We start from the raw sequence: 18,826 nt of genomic DNA, 5'->3' as shown, positions 1-18,826 counted from the left end.
CGCAAGCTCAGTCAGTTTATTTCGAACTCGGAGCGCTCTATGCGTAGATTCTGAATCACACTCGTTCCTCGTTGTTCAGAATAACGGTGACTTTAATAAGCTCTATGTCAAAAGCGTTCGTCATGCTAGCGAGCCTTAGCGAGACTAAGAATCGCGTAACAACAAGCTCCTATTCTTTCCCGTTCACCTAAACCACCGTACAATCGGATGATAGATTCTGAACCACACTCGCACCTCTCTGTTCAGAATGACGATGGCTTTCACAGACTCTAAATCAAAAGAATTCGTCATTCTAGCGAGCCTTAGCGAGACTAAGAATCTACTTTCAGCAAGCACGATACTTGAAGTAATTACTCCGGCTCAGGGCCATATTGGTTTGGTCCTGATGTCCCCTTTAAGAAGCCACATTCAATTAGAATCCATAAACCACAAATCAGAGAAATGGAAGCGACGAACATCTGTGGGGTCGACGGCTCTTGCGCGGCTGGGCTAGTCATTGGCGTGGCAATTCGTCCGATAATCAGCGGAATATTCAGTGCTAGCCAATAGATCGATTTGTTGCGGTCGTGCCAACGCTTGGTAGTTATCGCCAAATCAGGGATCAACAGAATCACCAAGAAAATAGGAAGAAGCACATAGGAGAGAGTAGGAAGCAGTTGGCTGATACCGGCACCAAAGCTCAGAATGGACACATAGTAAATGACGTTCCAAATCCAGTAGGTTTTACGGTCTATACGTCCTTGAAAAGAAAACAGTAATTCTTTAGTCGACATCAAATTTTACCCCAAAGTAGAAAGGTTATAGATTAGCCGAGTCGATATAGTTTGGAAAGGACACCGAAAGCTTGGGTGCCCACAACGCCCATATAACAAGCAGAGCAGGCTGAGAATTCGTAACAATAACCCCTCGCTATTCTCGGGCAATTCAGCGCAACCTAGTTCACTACCTTTTGGAAGCTATCTATATCCATATCTCGGATATTGACCGTTAAACTGTGCACGTGACTAGCTTGCTCTTGAAGAGTCGCCATCAAGGCTCGTGACAGTTCTCGCTTTTGTTCTTGGGAGCGACCAGATAACAAATCAAAGTTGATATGGATAAAGTCGAGGCTATCACCCTCCTCTCCTATTAACCAATTGTGGCACCGGAGCGTTCTAGATTTCACCGACGCGAGTTCAAAAAGGCCACTTTCTAACGCCGTTTTATGTAAATCCTCCAGCAACCCCTGAACATTGACGCGTTCTTCCACCGAGTTTGAATACTCTAAAACGAGATTTGGCATTTTGATTCCTTTCTACAACAATTAATTCCAGCGCGTAGTAATACCAATCTCAGCAGCAATTTCCGAGGAATGAACTATCATTCTGTCTACGCGATCACCAATCGGTTGCTTTTGACAAAAATAACAGGATCGATGCTTGGTCGAATCAACAAAGAAAGCCGGACAAGACATGACGCCAATCATGATCTGTTCACATTATTCTGTTATATTCCTACGTAGATTTTTTACATTAATTGACTATTTACATTAAAGATAAGGGAGATATTCCTATGCGTCGTCCTGTAGTGATGGGTAACTGGAAACTAAACGGCAGCAAAGCAATGGTAACTGAGCTGCTAACTGGTCTTAACGCTGAACTTGAAGGCGTTGAAGGTGTTGACGTAGCAGTCGCTCCACCAGCACTTTACATCGACCTAGCAGAGCGCGTAATCGCTGAAGGCGGTAACAAGATCATCCTAGGTGCTCAAAACACTGACCTAAACAACAGCGGTGCGTTCACTGGCGATATGTCTCCAGAAATGCTGAAAGATTTCGGTGCTACTCACATCATCATCGGTCACTCAGAGCGTCGTGAATACCACAACGAATCTGACGAGTTCATCGCCAAGAAATTCAACTTCCTAAAAGAAAACGGTCTAACACCTGTTTTCTGTATCGGTGAATCTGAAGCGCAAAACGAAGCTGGCGAAACTGAAGCAGTATGTGCACGTCAAATCAACGCAGTTATCGACACTTACGGTGTTGAAGCTCTAAACGGCGCAATCATCGCTTACGAACCAATCTGGGCTATCGGTACTGGTAAAGCAGCAACAGCTGAAGACGCACAACGCATCCACGCTTCTATCCGCGCACTAATCGCAGCGAAAGACGAAGCAGTTGCAGCACAAGTAATCATCCAATACGGCGGTTCTGTTAAACCAGAAAACGCTGAAGCTTACTTCTCACAACCAGACATCGACGGCGCTCTCGTTGGCGGTGCTTCTCTAGACGCGAAAAGCTTTGCAGCAATCGCTAAAGCAGCGGCTAAAGCAAAAGCTTAATCTCGTTTTTACTGAGAGTAAAAATAACAAAGGGATGCATCATGCATCCCTTTTTGTTTGTGTATTAGATTACACACGATCATCTAACTAAAGTCTAATCACTACCAAATAGGTCTCGCGTGTACACCTTATCAGCCACATCAGTAAGTTCTTCAACCATACGGTTAGAGACAATCACATCGGCACCGTGTTTAAACTCATTCAGATCGTTGATTACACGTGAGTTAAAGAACTCGTCTTCCTGAAGTACTGGTTCATACACCACCACTTCAATACCCTTTGCCTTGATACGCTTCATAATACCTTGAATAGACGAAGCGCGGAAATTATCTGAGCCAGCTTTCATTATCAAACGGTATATCCCAACCACTTTAGGTTCTCGTTTGAGAATAGACTCAGCAATAAAGTCTTTACGAGTTCGATTGGCTTCCACTATGGCCCCAATAATACTGTTTGGGACATCTTGATAGTTTGCACGAAGTTGCTTGGTATCTTTTGGTAAACAATAACCACCATATCCAAATGAAGGATTGTTGTAGTGGTTACCAATACGGGGGTCCAAACCAACACCTTCGATAATCTGGCGAGAATCAAGATTATGCGCCTCAGCGTAAGAATCTAACTCATTGAAATAAGCTACGCGCATTGCAAGGTAAGTATTTGAGAACAACTTAACCGCTTCAGCTTCTGTAGAATCAGTAAACAAAACTGAGATGTCTTCTTTTACCGCCCCTTCAACCAGAAGATTGGCGAATGTCTCAGCACGTGCACTGCGCTCACCAACAATGATGCGAGATGGGTGGAGGTTATCGTAAAGTGCTTTGCCTTCGCGAAGAAACTCTGGCGAGAAAATAATATTTTCACAACCTAACTCTTGCTTAATGCGTGCAGTATAACCCACAGGCACTGTAGACTTAATTACCATTACAGCATTTGGATTAATCGCCATTACATCTTTTATCACCGCTTCGACGGAAGCCGTATTAAAGTAATTGGTTTGTGGGTCATAATCCGTTGGCGTTGCTATAACAACAAAATCAGCACCTTTGTAGGCGAGCTCTTTGTCCGTGGTAGCAGTAAAGTCTAGTTCTCGATTAGACAGAAAATCTTCAATTTCTTTATCTACAATGGGTGAACACTTGTTGTTAAGCAACTCAACTTTTTTTTCTACAATGTCAAGTGCAACAACTTGGTGGTTTTGGGCTAACAACATCGCATTAGAGAGCCCGACATACCCCGTACCGGCAACCGCTATTTTCATTCCAATACCCTAATCTTTAGTTCTTATATCAGAATATCAATAGTTTTAATTTTTGGATAGTGAAACAATATTGTGCAACCTAAGCTTCATACATTAGAAAATAAAAAAGCGGCACATTGGCCGCTTTTATACATCGTACTGTTCTATGGGTTTAGTCTAACTGAGTTGATAAGTAACGCAGGTAGGCGTTACGTAAGCGAATCTTATTCTCTTCAAAGTAATCGCTACCATAACGACCACGGTTGAAGTAACGACGTAGCATGCTGTTGTCCATGATAAGCTCATCACCTTGTCCATCACTTAAGAAATTGACGTCATTGCCTACTCGCGTCATCACATTAAAGTCATAAGCTTCGTTACCTCGAACCTGCAATAAGCCAGGAGACATATCACGCCAAGGTGTTAGTGGTAGCTTGACTGACACAGCGACAAACTGCTCTTCATCAGTATCTTTGTACTTAGTAACCTGATAAGTAGCAGAAACCTCAATATCCTCAAACCAATGCGATGTTGTTAGCTTAGCACCAACATCGCCCCGCCAAAACTCACCCGCTGTCGCGTTAAACTGCCAATCCCATTCGGGCATTGAAAAAGTATAGCGAGCTAGCGAAGTTTGACGATCGAGAGTTTCATAGCCATTTTCATCTTTCTCATCGACGTGCTGGAAGTAGCTCATTTCCAAACTCAAAGCGTGCGCACCAGACTGAGAAAACCATGTAGACTCACTTCTCGCGCCAATATAATCTGTTTTCGCCAGACCGACGGATACTTGGTTCGCAATATCGACATAAGGTAAACGGAAGAATTGGTGCAACATTGCGCGTTCGATATCATTTTCGTAAGCACTATCCTCAAAGTATCCCCATTTTTCATAATCGTCAGTTTCCGCTAACGGCAAAATATGGCGAACATCGACAGCCGCGCCAGACCAAAGGTAGGTATATAAGTTACTCGACATCGCAAAAGAGTAGTCATAAACACCAAACTCGGTCGCAACGGCATGACGAACCATTGGTGAAAAGACAAGTTGAGAGTCTAGTGCGCCGCTATTTACGCGCTCTGTTTTCCAGTTAACCAACTCAAGTTTTTCGGCTAAATCTCGTGTCGTGAACTTAATATCCTCGCACGCAGCAGAACCATTGATAAAACTCTGATAGCACGTTGAATTCGCTTGCACGCTCACAACGGGCTTTTGGTTTGCGAGCATAAATAGCTCAATACGCTCTGAATCACCACCCACTTCTGATACCGCGTTTTGACCTAGGTGGCTAGAGATGATCCCCATAGCAACACCTAAACCATCTACTTGGTTATGGTTATAACGACGGTTTTCTAGCGCCACTACTGTTGTTTGATTCAGCAAACCGATTTGAATATTCACAAAGCCTTCATTACGAAGCGCGCTCACTAAAGCAGAAATAGAAGCCTCTTTAGCTTTATTCTGCTCCAAAGACAGCTTTTCCATTAACGTGAGATTATTGCGCGAGTAATCGCGAGAACGTGTATACCCAGTAACTAGAGGTACTGAAAGTGCCGCGTTCCAAATATTTTGTTCATCAGTATTGTGGCCAGAGTAAAGCTGATAACTGAGCGAGGCTGTCACATCATAAGGCAATGTGCCTTGTGGGGTAAAAAGCTTGACCGAAGAATTAAACTCCACAGCATCGTATTCTCCGCTAACCTGTAAAAAGCTCAATGGTTGATATTCAATACCACCGAATGGGCCATCCATCACACCTAATTCAATATCAGAAAGCCCATAACCTGCAGAAACGCGAACCGGAGCAAAGTCGAACGAGTAATCTGCAACTACGTATTTAGTGCTGAACTGATTTCCGGCGCCACCCAAATCCTGAATACCTAGAGCAAAGTCGAGATTCTCCGAACCCCAAAAGTTAGGGACCTGATACTTGAAAGACATAGATAAATCACGAATGTCTCCACAATCATAAAAACAGTTGGAGGTGTAATCATCTGTGACGATTCTTCCGTGAGCTTCTAACCCCTCAAGCAAGCCAAACGAAAACTTAAGAGAATCTAAATCTTGAACTGCCGTCCTAAATGGTAAGCCTTGAGCGTACGTAAAAGAAAAATCGCCGTAATTTAAAGACTGTGCATTGGGCGTAAAAGTCAATCCGGTAAAGCTTTGGTTCGAAGGCAGCGTCGCCAACTCCTGAGCGGTAAGAGAAGTACTTACCAGTAGCGGCAGCGATAATGCTGCTATCCCTGTTTTTATCGTTTTCTGTGCCATCAGTTTTAGCCACTGTTAATGTATTGAATACAGAAAAAGGCACTCAGAAGTGCCTTTTTGAGATTACGACATGTTCACGTTACGCTCGTAGTAAACAAACCAACACTGCGAGCACCAAGACAACATATCTTATTAATTTTTCTATTATTTACCAACCAGAAAAAAGCATCAAGTTTCACTTGCATTACTTTGCTTTGGCTCAAAAGTATATAACTCCGCAGTGCGAGTATTTTGCTTCCATACGAGATCTTCAATGCCATCCACTGGATTAAAGCCTGTAGGAGCATCGAGTAACAAGCGACGAATCACTTCGTGTTGGAAGTTGTGACAGGCGACATCGAGCTTGTCGATTAAGATTTCATACTCTTTTAGTGGTAGGTAACTTTCTTGCGCTGTCATAATACGTGCGTGTGCCGTTTCGGAAACATTGTCATCTCCAATCAACAGCTCTTCATATAACTTCTCTCCCGGTCTCAAACCTGTGAAGAGAATCTCTATATCGCCATGAGGATTGTTTTCATCTTTAACTTCGAGCCCTGACAGGTAAACCAAGTTCTTCGCTAGATCGACAATCTTAACGGGCTCCCCCATATCGAGAACAAATACATCGCCACCTTTACCCATCGCCCCAGCTTGAATAACCAACTGGGCAGCTTCTGGAATTGTCATAAAGTATCGAGTAATGTCTTTGTGGGTGACCGTAATAGGTTCTCGCTTCTCAATCTGTTTTTTGAATACAGGAATTACCGAGCCAGACGAACCCAAAACATTACCAAAGCGCACCATACAGAAACGCGTACCCAGATTAGGGTTGCTCTCACGAATTCGGTTTTGTTGCTCCGCCAACGCCTGTAGCCCTAACTCAGCCATACGTTTAGTCGCACCCATCACGTTCGTTGGTCTAACAGCCTTATCAGTAGAAATAAGAACAAAATTCTTCACACCTGCATCAATCGCCGCTTGCGCTGTATAGTAAGTGCCAAACACATTGTTTCTTACACCTTCAACAACGTTGTACTCCACCAGCGGAACATGTTTGTACGCCGCAGCATGGTAAACCGTGTCCACCTCGAAGGCTTTCATAGTAGTTTCTAAGCGATTTTGTCTCTGCACAGAGCCAACCAATGGAACGACGACAATGCTCAGATTGTTAGCTTTAATGATTTGACTCAATTCACTGTGCACCTGATACAACGCAAATTCAGACAGTTCAAATAAGATCAATGATTTTGGCGAGTAGTTTAAAATCTGACGACATAACTCAGAGCCAATTGAACCACCAGCTCCCGTCACCATCACTACTTGATTCTTGATGTTCGCTTCCATTAATACTTGTTGCGGCTGAACAGGGTCTCGACCTAACAAATCACCAATCGGAACCTCTTTCAGTTCATCAATTTTCGCCTTACCCGTAAGGATATCTTTCATATCTGGAACGGTTTGGATTTCAACAGGCAGTTTAGAAATTCTATCTAAGACTTCCTTACGACGTTTGTTTGAAGCGCTAGGAATAGCAAGTAAGATTTTTTTTACTTCATACTTTCTAATCGCCTTCATCGCGTTATCCGCTGTATAGACTCGGTAACCCATTAGCATTGTGTTTTGAAGCGTTTTGTCTTCGTCGACAAAGCCAATAACTCGGTAGGTTTCTGATTGTCGCAGCGCAAACGCAAGCTCACGACCGGCACTACCAGCACCATAAATAAGAACTGGCGCTCCAGCTTTGTGTACCGATTGAGCAACCAAGCTCCTTACCAGCAGACGGCTAGTCCCTACTCCGATCGCAAGAAAAGCGGCATAAATAAAAGGAATCGAGCGTGGTAGTTGGGCATCAAATGCGAAAGCAAAACTGGCCACACAAAGCGCAGATAGAATCGTACCCAACCCGACGACTGCTAGAACATGAAAGCCTAAATAGCGTAGCACCGCTCGATAGAGGCCAAACGAGACAAAAACAGCAAGCGTACACACAATGGTTGCCAACAGTACATAGTTACTGCTTGTATCTGGAAGTGGGCGGAATTCACCAATGCGAGACCAATAAGCAAACATAAAAGCAGCAGAGATAATAAAGAAATCCACTCCGATACTAATAAGGCGCTTTTGATATCTCGGTAAAGACCAAATGACGTTAAGTTTGGAATTATTTTCAATCATGACAGTATGTAAGCCTCATTACCCCAAGTTTATTTTTAGAGTTTGGTGGTAATGCTAGTTAATATTATGAGATAGCCTGAGCAAAAATTATACAACCTGATGATTATGTATAGAACCATTAATTGCATATTCTCTCACTGCATCGCATCTTTTAAGCAATCTGCGTAGCAGACATTTTACATTTTCATCAAGTGGTGGGACGCTGTTACAGGAAAACATAAATAACGACATATTAAAGCACTATTATTTATGCGTCCCACTTAGACTGAACTGGTTTACTTCTGCGCTTCTAACAACACTTCACGGATCACACCGCACGTTTTAGCGACTTCTTCTGACGATAATGTTGGATGAACCAAAAACATTAAACTGGTTTCACCTAACTGCACTACATTCGGCAAACGTTTTTCTGGTCGCCATGGCGTATTATCAAATGCTTTTTCTAAATACACCTCAGAGCAGCTACCTTGATAAGCCGGAACACCACGTTCCACAATGGTTTCCACAATGCGATCTCTCGTCCAGCCCTCTGCCAAATGTTTAGGCTCAACAAAAAGGTAATGTTTGTATTCAGCGTGCTGCGAATGCTCAGGCACGTGAACGCGTCGAACGATATTGAGATCTGCAACAGCCTCATCGATTTGTGCCGCATTGGCTTGGCGTTTTGCCGTCCACTCTGACATGCGAGTCAATTGAATACGACCAACCACAGCTTGTAGCTCAGTCATACGCCAGTTGGTTCCAAAGCTGTCGTGCAACCAGCGAAAGCCTGGTGGATGCTGACGGTTATAAATCGCGTCATAGTTTTTACCATGATCTTTGTAAGACCACATTTTTGACCACAAACCTTTATCATTCGTGGTCACCATGCCGCCTTCACCGCCTGTCGTCATGATCTTATCTTGACAGAATGACCAAGCACCAATGTGACCGATTGTGCCTACACTGCGCCCTTTGTATTTTGCGCCATGTGCTTGAGCACAATCTTCAATAACATAAAAACCATGTCTTTCTGCAAGCGCCATGATGGCATCCATTTCTGCCGGCATACCAGCCAAATGAACAACGATGACCGCTTTCGTCTTAGGAGTTAGGACCGCTTCAATCGACGCTGCCGTAATGGCTTGGCTATTGAGATCCACATCCGCGAACACAGGGTTAGCGCCAGCCGTAACAATAGAAGACGCTGAAGCAAGGAACGTTCTTGGCGTAGTAATAACCTCGTCCCCTTCACCAATCGCTAACGCTTTAAGTGCGACATCGAGTGCAAGGGTACCGTTGCTTAGTGCAACAGCATGATCACATCCAACCCAAGCTGCGAATTCTTTTTCGAACTCACGGCACTCACTACCCGTCCAGTAGTTTACTTTGTTTGACAGTAGTACACGACTAACTGCATCAGCTTCTTCTTGAGTAAAAGAAGGCCATGGAGAAAATGGAGTATTAAGCATTATTATTTCCTGACAAGTTATAGAAGCTAAAATGGAGACAATTCTTTTACTTTTTTTGCTGGAGAACCGAAATACAGGCTATTTGAATCTACATTTTTTACTACTGTACTGCCCATTCCAACCACAGAGCCTTCACCTAAACTAAGCCCTTGCCGAATAGAAGATGAAGCACCTATTTCAGTACCAGTTAAAATATTAGAGTATCCACCTAGCATTACTTTGGGTGAGATAGTACAAAAATCGTTAATGGTTACGTCATGCCCAACTGAAACTAATTTATTAACTACTACAAATTCGCCAATGCGAACATCTGCAGTGACAACTGAACCTGCACAAATAATGGATCCCAAGCCGATATTATCAACTTCTTCTTCAATGATAACGCTTGGATCGATTAGTGTTATAAACTTTGGTTCGTCCGATAACTTCATTTTTTCTACGATTTTTTTTCGCACTCTAGGAGATGCTATAGCTACAGCGAAATAACAGTCTTTATATTCGTTCCAATTAGATATCGTGTTCAAAACTGGATAATGATAGAAACTACGTCCAATAAGTTCCTCTCTATCATCTAAAAAACCCAGAATATTAATACCTAAGCGCTTTGCTAACCAAGCAACTTCTTTACCTAGCCCGCTTGCTCCTACAATTATTAATGAGTTACTCATTTACTTCACCCTTAAACTTGGGCATTGTAATATTATCAGAGCTATTAATCCCTTCTCTAATAAATACTTTTTTTATCGTTAATAAAATAATCTTGAAATCTAAAAGCAAGTTCTGATTATCTACATACCATACATCAAGTGTAAACTTCTCTTCCCATGAAATTGTATTTCTACCATTAACTTGAGCCCATCCTGTAATACCAGGCCTAACCTCATGACGCCTAGCTTGTGCTTTATTGTATAGTGGTAAGTACTCAACTAATAAGGGACGAGGCCCAACTAAACTCATATCACCTTTAAGAACATTAATTAGACCAGGAAGTTCATCTAGACTAGTCGATCTTAATTTATTACCAAAATGTGTCATTCTCTGCTCATTTGGTAATAACTGCCCTGAATCATCTTTTTCACTTGTCATAGTTCTAAACTTGAACATCTTAAATATCTTTCCATTTTTTCCAGGACGATCTTGTGTAAATAAGATGGGTGAGCCTAAATTCTTACGTATTTTCCAACCAACGAAAGCGATTATTGGTGAAAGTAAAAGAAGAGTACAAAGGGAAATAGTGAAATCAAATAACCTTTTCATTAGATAAACCCATTATTCTTAAAATTTCTGCGTTAACTTTGTGTACATCAAACTTGTCATAAGCCATATCGTGACTACTTTTGCCCATCTCTTGCCAAAGGTCTTGGTTTTCAATAAACCAGATCATTCGTTCGGCAAGTTGGTCTACATTGGCTTTTTCAACTAACCAACCATTTTCACCATTCACAACAGTTTCTCGACAACCGGGAACATCCGTAGTCAAAATCGGTCTACCCATCGCCATGGCTTCTAATACAGTGCGAGGCATCCCTTCATGGTAGGAAGGCAAAACATAGATGGAGCAATTTTCGATAAATGGACGTACATCATTGGTTGCGCCGCTGTATTTAATCGCTCCTGACTCTGTCCATTGATGAACCTCATCGAGCTTAATACCGTCAGGCGAAGGGTCTTCAGGACCTACTAACTCAAACACCGCTTCAGGATATTTCTGTTTTACTAATTCAGCGGCTTGAGCGTATTCTCTTATCCCTTTATCACCCAACAATCTAGCAATAAGAAGAAAGTGAGGTGTAGGAGGTAAAGGAGATAAATTGTAGTGGCTGAGATCCACACCTGAGCCATTTACAAGAAAACATTTCTCTTTAAGAACAATACCTTCGTCAATAAACACTTGCATGTTATCTCTATTTTGGAAGATAACACCTTTCGACTTCTTCAAAGCTGAACGGTACAAGAACTTAACAAGGGTATTGAGTAAGTTTTTCGCTAATCCACCTTTTTGAAATGCATAACCTAACCCAGTAACCATTGCATAAAAAGAACAAGAATTAAAAGACCGAGTAGCTATACCTCCCCATATAATTGGTTTAATTGTATATGAAAGTATTAATTTAGGCTTATCTTTCTTAAATAATTCCCTTAAAGACAAATATGTTTTAAGATCGCAAAGTGGATTTAAACTACTCCTAGCTATATATACTTCATTATATTCTGAGCCGAGCTCTTCAATTTTTTCGATTTCAATCCCAGATGCTCCTGAAGCAATAGCTTTAACCGTATACCCATAGGAAACAATTTCTTTAATGAGGTTACCCCTGAAGTTATATAAAGAAGATGGCTTAGCTCCTATAATAAAAAAACTCATTTAAAAACAACCTCGCAATAACTATTTACTATCGAACGCCTAGAGAATTTATTTGAATAATTAAATAACAATTTGCTTTTTTCATTTAGTGTAATTTTATTATATGTCAGCTTGTCTATTTCTTTATTGAGAGACATTTTATTATTTGATTCATAGAAAACGCTTCCAGAATTTTTTGCTAAAGAAAAAATCTCTACTAAAGCACCACATGGTTTAGGCAAAACAACCGGTAAGCCATAAGATGCAGCTTCCATACAAACATTACCAAACGATTCGTAGTTGGAGCTATATACAAACAAATCAGATTGAACCGCAATCTCAAAGGGGTTTACTATTGAACCAAGAAATTTAACGTTATTATCAATACCTAATTCCATACTAATCCTTTTGAGATTACTAATTTCAGGCCCATCACCTATAATATCGAGTGAGTACTTTTCTCTAAAATCACTAACGAACTGTAATAGAAATTCAATATTTTTAATTTTATTAATTCTAGATACAGTAACCAACCTTATGAATTCATCTTTATTGATGTCACTTTCTTTTAAAGGTTCGTGAAAATCTAAGTACTTGTTGATAGGAGGGATATCGATAGGGTTATATATGACTTTATAGTTTAAAATATTAACTGAGTTTTTTTTCAAGCTCTTGATAACTTCTTTTGATATAGCAATCACCATTGAACCTGAGGAAAATATTTTCTTAATAAAAAAAACCATCAGCTTCTTTTTAATACCGACATAAGAGACATCGATTAAAGAACGTTCGCAATAAATCCGTTCAATACGCTTGTTAAAAAAAATACTCAAATAAAGAATTATATGAGAGGCATGAAGAAAACTCAGTATCACCCTAGGTTTATGTTGATGAATCAAGAATATAAACCTGAAATATGCATATATATAATTTAAAAACTTCAACAATAAATTACCACCAGAGTAAAATCCAAGTTCAATTACTTTTGTATCACTTCTATCACATGGAAAAAAGTCATCTTTCGGTATTATTTTATACACCCATTTTATTTCTTTTACATCTTGACACAAGATCGATGCAACTCTTTCAGCTCCCCCACAAGAGAGGCTATTTATTATAATGGCAGTATCTTTCCTATTTAAACTCATATAAAAACGCCAAATTATTAAAAGTCACACAGTGGAATATTTTTTCCAAAAAAACTTAAGAAACAAACCACCAATAAATTTCTTTTCATTTGAATTAAAGAAAAACAACCACAATACAATGAAAAAAGAAGAAGTAATAACAAATGAGTGCAATATTAATTTACTCCACCCACTTATTTCCAAACCAATTATAGAATAGAAAAAATAAAAGCCTACTGCTAAACATGATATTTTTAGAAAACTAAGCCACAAGTCTTGTAAGCTTAGCCGGATATTTTTTCCTAGATAAATACCCATTAGAAAAAGTTCACCGAAAACCAAGCAAATAGCCGTACCTAGAGGAGCACCAATGATACCAAAACTCTTAATCATAAAAATAGAAATTAGAACATTAATAGGCGCAAGAATGAATAACAAACAAGACTTAAAAGCATGCTTATTCATTGCTTGTAGAATACAGTTACTAACACTCATGGCCAATACGAAAGAGAAAGGAATCATAACAACTAACGACGTATAAAATGCCATGCCAAATTCGGGACCAAATAGAAAAGTTATTATATAATTGCCAGTGAGTGAATAGTTTATAAGAACTATACTCAATATTACTATTTGGAATCTCCCAATTCTGTTCATTTGTTCAGATAAAGCTTTAACTCCAGAGTTATTCTCAACCAACTTAACCATCTTAGGAAGAAATATATTTGTAGCAGCGGAACCAACTGCGATAAAGGCTAAAACAAATTGCAATCCAACGGAAAACACTGCAACAGCTTCTGAACTCAAGTTTGATCCTATAATAAAACTGTCTAACCGCCAATTAACTTGGTTAACTATGACATTTAGAGAGATAAAGAACCCGTAAATTAAAACCTCTTTAAGTAACTTACTATCACCACTAAAAATAGGTTTAATTGGTATTTTTTTCACTACATATACATACCTAAAAATAATTGCAATAGCATTTAATCCAGTATCAATAAAAACCACACCGACGATATCCATATTAAAGTAATTAAATCCTAAAACAATAAATATCGTTCTAATTATTAGCATTGAAAGGTCTAGAACCTTCAAATACACAAATTTCTCTTCTGCTATAATTATACCCGTAATAGTATTCCCCGCCAGAGTCAGTGAAATATTTACAACCAAGATAATGAACATCTCTTTAAAGAGCTCTATTTCATTATTATTCAAGCTATTTATGAAGTAGTCATCAATATTCAAATACATAAAATACGCTAGTATATTCGCAACTAATATACATCCTGAATATAATACAATACAATGTCCTAAAAACTTCGATAAATTATAATAATCTCTTGTGCTTTTATATTTTGATATAAAACGAACAGCAGTGTTTGCCAAACCTAGTTCTATAATTACTAGATAGCCAACGATAGAGCCTACCAACGCATAAACACCATATGACGAGGTTCCTACATTAGAAACAATAAAAGGTATAATTAATATTCCAATTAAATTTCTTGCAATTAAAGAAAGATAGTTTAGCGCTACCCCTCTAATTCTTTCACCTTTCACACTTAGCATCTCTCATATAAAATGAAACCAAAAGTAACAGGAAATAAAAAACATATTTAGCTATATTTTGAAGTGATAAAGAGTAGATGAATATAATAATTACTGGTAGAAATAAAGTAATTTTATCACTATCACTCCTAATATTAACATTATTAAACATTGCAAATATTAATAAAAGCACATAGACAATAGAGCCTATAACACCGAGAGAAACAAAAATCTCGATAATAGTATTATGTGGGCCAACAACATCTCCTGGATTAACGATAGAATATAAATCACTATATTTATTATAAAAATCCAAATACCCGTTAATTCCAGCGCCAAAGAGCTGAAAGTAAATATCTAACGAGTAAAATACATTAAAATATGCGTCAAAAATATCAGTTCTAGAACCTGAGAGTTCTGAAATATTTCCGTATGAAAAGCGTAAAATTATGTTGTCCATAATTTCCGTATTCAATAACCAATAAAAAGAAACGAATAACACAGAAACAAATGTTAAATTTCTGATTGATTTTTTTAAATCAAACCATCCTTTGCTAAGCTGCAATAGTATAATTACAAACAAAACCAAGAAAAAAGATCTAGACACTGTCAATACTGAAAATGATAGAACCAATAAAATGGTAAGCAAAGATATTGTTGATGCTCTATTATATTTAAATTTTGCAAGCATAAATGCGATTATGATTAACGCATACATACCAAAATTATTCGGATCTCCAGACAAACCTGAAAATCTTGGAATAATGTTATCATTTACTGGCACTTTCCCTTTATAAAAGAAAAGGTACGCACCAACTATAGACGATAATAAAAACCCATTTACGAATGCACTTTCAAGTCGTAAAAAATTCAGGTTAATATTTCCGTCTATCATAACCAATATAGAAAATGAAAATAAAATAGACCATCTAATAAAGTCTTGTAAGGAATACCCGTCTACATAAATAACATGAAATACTTCAAAGGATAGCAACACTATTAATAAGGACAAACCTAAAGGTTTTATTTTTATCGTCCTAAAATAAATAAAATATTTTATAGAAACAAGCAAATAGAATATAGTAACAACATTATACCCTAGCCCTAGGTAATTAAAGTAATCTATAGACGGAATTAAATATATACAAAGAATTAGATTATCTTCTGTTTTTGACAAACAAACAAAAAATACTAATACTAGCATTATAATATTAGCTAACTGTGCATTATTAGTAAATGCAATAAAAAGAGTCAATATTGCTATTGCTAAGAATGCAAAATTATTTTTTTTATCTATATAATTCATTAATTGTTTTTTTCAAAGATCTTTTACTGTATCCAAGGTTGTCATATTTTTCATTTATAGTCTCGAGATCTATTTTTATCTTCCTAGAAGAATAAATCAAATCTAACCACTTATTAGAATCGTCTAGTGGTAAAAACTCAATCAAACTTAGCCCCACATCGTTAGCTGTAGCTATTTTGTCTGAAACAATACAAGGTAGCCCTTTTGCCTGAGCTTCTAGTAAAGACATTGAAATACCTTCAAAATATGATGGCATTATATATACATTAAATACTGCTAGTAATTTAGGAATATCAGTTGTTGGTGGGACTAACGTAATCTTTTCCTCTAAGTTTCTGTCTATAATCTTAGATTTTATCTCAGAGTACAAAGGTCCTGTCCCTACACATACATAATGGACATTTTCCATTTCACAGTTAGATGCTAGATCTAATATAAAATCATGGTTTTTCACCTTAGAAAAACGTCCAACATGCCCTACTAGTGTTTTACCTTTAGGTAAGGAAAATTGTTCGTAAATACTAGATTCTTCTTTTATTTCAGCAGTAATTTTATCTACATCAATTACATTATTTATAACCTTATAGGGACGATTACCAAACATAAATTTCCCAGCCAAATCACCACAAGCTACTAAATGTGTGGAGTTTAAGATAGATGTAGCCTTGAGTAAGGGTAAAACTTTTTTAAGTGACTTATCTTCTAAGCCTGATGTATGAGAATGACATATCCTTTTTTTGACTGAGTAAAAACGTGCTACTAGTAATATAAATGGATTTTTAAAACTGTTGTGTACATGTATCACATCATAATTACCGTATTTTATTAGTTTTACAACACTTTTCATGTACTTAAAAGGATTACGTCTCAATGTTGGAATAAAGTAAATTTTACTACTCTTTGTACTAAATTTTTCTTTTAAAGGCCCATCATTAAATACTAAATATTCAAACTGATAGTTATCTTTTTCAAACTGTTCATGCCAATGACTCATGATTGATGATATACCACCAAACTGAAATGTTGGAATTACATGTAATATTTTTTTCATAAATAACTTAGCTGTTATACTTTATAAAGTTAAACAAGATTGTAAAATAATGACGATATTTATCTAAAGATTACTAGGATAAATTTTTTTTATTTCCACCGCTGGCACACCTACTGCCGTACTATATTGGCCAATATCAATATTCACTACTGCATTAGCGCCGACTTTTACATAATCACCTATAGTTACAGGACCTAGGACTACAGCTCCAGCACCAATAATGACATTATCTCCAATAACTGGAGACCCATTAAGATGCTCAGTTTTTCCGTTTCCCCCAATAGTAACATTTTGGTATATTGATACATTCTTACCCAACTTTGCTTTTCTATGAATAACCACACCAAGTCCATTGTGGTATAATTTTATACTTTTATCCATATCAACAGAATAATGTATATCACAAGAAAAAATAATTCTATATAGTTTATATGTAAGCTCAGCTAAAAGAGTTAGTTTTTTTGACTTGAACCATTTGGCAGTAAATATTAATTTAGTTACTAAGTGCATGATTAATTCTCAACATTAAATGTACCAAGGTATCGCAATTGACAACCCTTTTTTTATATCAGTTAAATCTGAAACTAGCAGCAATTCAAAAGACTTATTTATACATGCTTGAGAATGTCTCACATCACCAACGCGAAAATCACGATAAACAGGCTCACCTTCTACTTTTATACCATTTTCGTTTAGTGCATTTTTAATTGCGTAGTACAGATCATTTAGTGTTGTTCTATCACCCACGGCTACGTTGTAAACTTCGTCTTTTGCGTCTTCTTTTGCCGTTGCTGCTAGCAGGTTCATTTGTACTACGTTATCGATATAGCAAAAGTCTCGGCTTGTTTCGCCATCACCGTTAATGTAGACATCTTCGCCATTGATCATTGCAGCGGTCCATTTCGGAATTACTGCAGCGTAAGCGCCGTTTGGATCTTGTCGGCGACCAAATACATTGAAATAACGAAGCCCTATCGTTTTAAAACCGTAAGTACGGGCGTATACACCGGCATAAAGCTCGTTTACGTATTTAGTTACCGCATAAGGAGAAAGTGGGTTACCGATGTTTTCTTCCACTTTTGGCAATGCTGGATGGTCACCGTATGTCGAGCTGCTTGCAGCATAAGTAAAGCTGCTTACACCTTCTTCTTTTGCGGCATCCAGCATATTTAAAAAGCCGGTGATGTTCGCTGCGTTTGTGGTTAGTGGGTCAGCGATAGAGCGTGGTACAGAACCGAGTGCTGCTTGGTGTAGTACGTAATCAACACCTTTTACGGCTTGTTGGCATGTTTTCGGCTCACGGATGTCTCCTTCAATAAAGGTAAAACGATCCCACTGTGCTTCACTTACTAGACCTTTTACTTCATCTAAGTTGTGTTGATGGCCTGTCGCGAAGTTATCTAAACCCACTACGGTTTGATCAAGCTTGAGTAGTTTTTCCAGTAGGTTTGAGCCAATAAAGCCCGCAACACCCGTTACTAACCACGTCTTTGGTGATTCAACTAGTTCTTGTTGGATTTGTTCGTATTTGGTCATTGTGTTTTCCGTGTGGGGAAGGTCTAGGGTCTAGGGTCTAGGGTCTAGGGTCTAGGGTCTAGGGTCTAGGGTCTAGGGTCTAGGAAACATAATCTCCCTTTTCTTCCCTAACAAAACCTTTCCGGATTTTAATCAAAGCGGCGATCATTGCTGCTATCTCTTTGCATTCTGCAACAATGAATAAGCCACTTTCTTTATCGATGTAACCTATATCGATGCCAATATAGGTTTGCGTAAGGAGTTCACCTAACGAGCCTTTTGCGTAATAGAGAAACCTTGATTCTTCTTTCGCAGTTTCTCTTTCAAGACCTTCTGCGATATTAGAGGGAACAGATAAAGCTGATCGCGTTATTTGATCTTTAAAGCCATAATCTTGGCAATCTCGCATGAGTTTATAGACGTTACTCGCCAAACGTGATGAACGCTTCCAAACGTCTAATTGCTCGAATTTCATGGCTCGGCTCTG

The 18,826-nt window shown here is 38.5% G+C and carries 17 protein-coding genes; 1 reads left to right on the top strand and 16 read right to left on the bottom strand.

Annotation, left to right across the window (positions count from 1 at the left end):
* Positions 1-350: 350 nt before the first annotated feature.
* Both R7O12_RS12005 and R7O12_RS12000 read right to left on the bottom strand, forming a co-directional pair.
* On the bottom strand, positions 351-773 hold the full coding sequence (locus R7O12_RS12005; RefSeq protein ID WP_054701047.1) for a DUF805 domain-containing protein: 423 nt from the start codon (positions 771-773) through the stop codon (positions 351-353).
* Between the two features lie 161 nt (positions 774-934).
* A complete protein-coding gene (locus R7O12_RS12000) occupies positions 935-1,282 on the bottom strand; it encodes a 5-carboxymethyl-2-hydroxymuconate Delta-isomerase (RefSeq protein WP_017820736.1) in 348 nt (115 codons plus the stop codon).
* Positions 1,283-1,551: 269 nt separating this feature from the next.
* Between R7O12_RS12000 and tpiA the strand changes: the two genes are divergently transcribed.
* Positions 1,552-2,322 (top strand): triose-phosphate isomerase, encoded by a 771-nt coding sequence (gene tpiA / locus R7O12_RS11995; RefSeq protein WP_005384863.1) that lies wholly within the window; start codon positions 1,552-1,554, stop codon positions 2,320-2,322.
* Between the two features lie 94 nt (positions 2,323-2,416).
* On the opposite strand, the gene R7O12_RS11990 is transcribed toward tpiA, so the two are convergent.
* The 14 genes from R7O12_RS11990 to R7O12_RS11925 all read right to left on the bottom strand — a co-directional run bounded on the left by R7O12_RS11990 (position 2,417) and on the right by R7O12_RS11925 (position 18,814).
* Complete coding sequence (locus R7O12_RS11990; RefSeq protein WP_318100838.1) at positions 2,417-3,583, bottom strand: nucleotide sugar dehydrogenase; 1,167 nt, start codon at positions 3,581-3,583, stop codon at positions 2,417-2,419.
* Between the two features lie 151 nt (positions 3,584-3,734).
* Positions 3,735-5,834, bottom strand: a complete 2,100-nt coding sequence (locus R7O12_RS11985) for a YjbH domain-containing protein (protein ID WP_237306225.1) — start codon at positions 5,832-5,834, stop codon at positions 3,735-3,737.
* 168 nt (positions 5,835-6,002) lie between these two features.
* Positions 6,003-7,991, bottom strand: a complete 1,989-nt coding sequence (locus R7O12_RS11980) for a polysaccharide biosynthesis protein (RefSeq protein WP_130544807.1) — start codon at positions 7,989-7,991, stop codon at positions 6,003-6,005.
* 275 nt (positions 7,992-8,266) lie between these two features.
* Positions 8,267-9,442: a DegT/DnrJ/EryC1/StrS aminotransferase family protein gene (locus R7O12_RS11975; protein WP_318100843.1), complete on the bottom strand. Its 1,176-nt coding sequence runs from the start codon at positions 9,440-9,442 to the stop codon at positions 8,267-8,269.
* A 26-nt stretch (positions 9,443-9,468) separates the two neighbouring features.
* Positions 9,469-10,110: an acetyltransferase gene (locus R7O12_RS11970; protein ID WP_318100846.1), complete on the bottom strand. Its 642-nt coding sequence runs from the start codon at positions 10,108-10,110 to the stop codon at positions 9,469-9,471.
* Positions 10,103-10,699, bottom strand: a complete 597-nt coding sequence (locus tag R7O12_RS11965; RefSeq protein WP_318100851.1) for a sugar transferase — start codon at positions 10,697-10,699, stop codon at positions 10,103-10,105. The genes R7O12_RS11970 and R7O12_RS11965 overlap by 8 nt, the downstream gene beginning before the upstream one ends.
* Positions 10,683-11,807 carry a glycosyltransferase family 4 protein gene (locus R7O12_RS11960; protein WP_318100854.1) on the bottom strand — a complete coding sequence of 375 codons (1,125 nt, stop codon included), beginning with the start codon at positions 11,805-11,807 and terminating at the stop codon, positions 10,683-10,685. Before R7O12_RS11960 ends, R7O12_RS11965 begins: the two co-directional genes overlap by 17 nt.
* Positions 11,804-12,934, bottom strand: coding sequence for a glycosyltransferase (locus tag R7O12_RS11955; RefSeq protein ID WP_318100858.1), 1,131 nt, complete (start codon positions 12,932-12,934; stop codon positions 11,804-11,806). Before R7O12_RS11955 ends, R7O12_RS11960 begins: the two co-directional genes overlap by 4 nt.
* A gap of 24 nt (positions 12,935-12,958) precedes the next feature.
* Positions 12,959-14,479, bottom strand: a complete 1,521-nt coding sequence (locus R7O12_RS11950; RefSeq protein WP_318100861.1) for an oligosaccharide flippase family protein — start codon at positions 14,477-14,479, stop codon at positions 12,959-12,961.
* Positions 14,469-15,773 (bottom strand): O-antigen ligase family protein, encoded by a 1,305-nt coding sequence (locus R7O12_RS11945; RefSeq protein WP_318100865.1) that lies wholly within the window; start codon positions 15,771-15,773, stop codon positions 14,469-14,471. Before R7O12_RS11945 ends, R7O12_RS11950 begins: the two co-directional genes overlap by 11 nt.
* Complete coding sequence (locus R7O12_RS11940) at positions 15,757-16,824, bottom strand: glycosyltransferase (RefSeq protein ID WP_318100868.1); 1,068 nt, start codon at positions 16,822-16,824, stop codon at positions 15,757-15,759. Before R7O12_RS11940 ends, R7O12_RS11945 begins: the two co-directional genes overlap by 17 nt.
* 63 nt (positions 16,825-16,887) lie before the next feature.
* Positions 16,888-17,334 carry a serine O-acetyltransferase gene (locus R7O12_RS11935; RefSeq protein ID WP_318100871.1) on the bottom strand — a complete coding sequence of 149 codons (447 nt, stop codon included), beginning with the start codon at positions 17,332-17,334 and terminating at the stop codon, positions 16,888-16,890.
* A 15-nt stretch (positions 17,335-17,349) separates the two neighbouring features.
* Positions 17,350-18,360, bottom strand: coding sequence for an NAD-dependent epimerase/dehydratase family protein (locus R7O12_RS11930; RefSeq protein WP_318100874.1), 1,011 nt, complete (start codon positions 18,358-18,360; stop codon positions 17,350-17,352).
* A gap of 79 nt (positions 18,361-18,439) precedes the next feature.
* Positions 18,440-18,814, bottom strand: a complete 375-nt coding sequence (locus R7O12_RS11925; protein ID WP_047009463.1) for a four helix bundle protein — start codon at positions 18,812-18,814, stop codon at positions 18,440-18,442.
* Positions 18,815-18,826: the final 12 nt, after the last annotated feature.

Source organism: Vibrio sp. Vb1574 (genome assembly GCF_033338675.1).
This window is presented reverse-complemented; position numbering and strand designations above follow the sequence as displayed.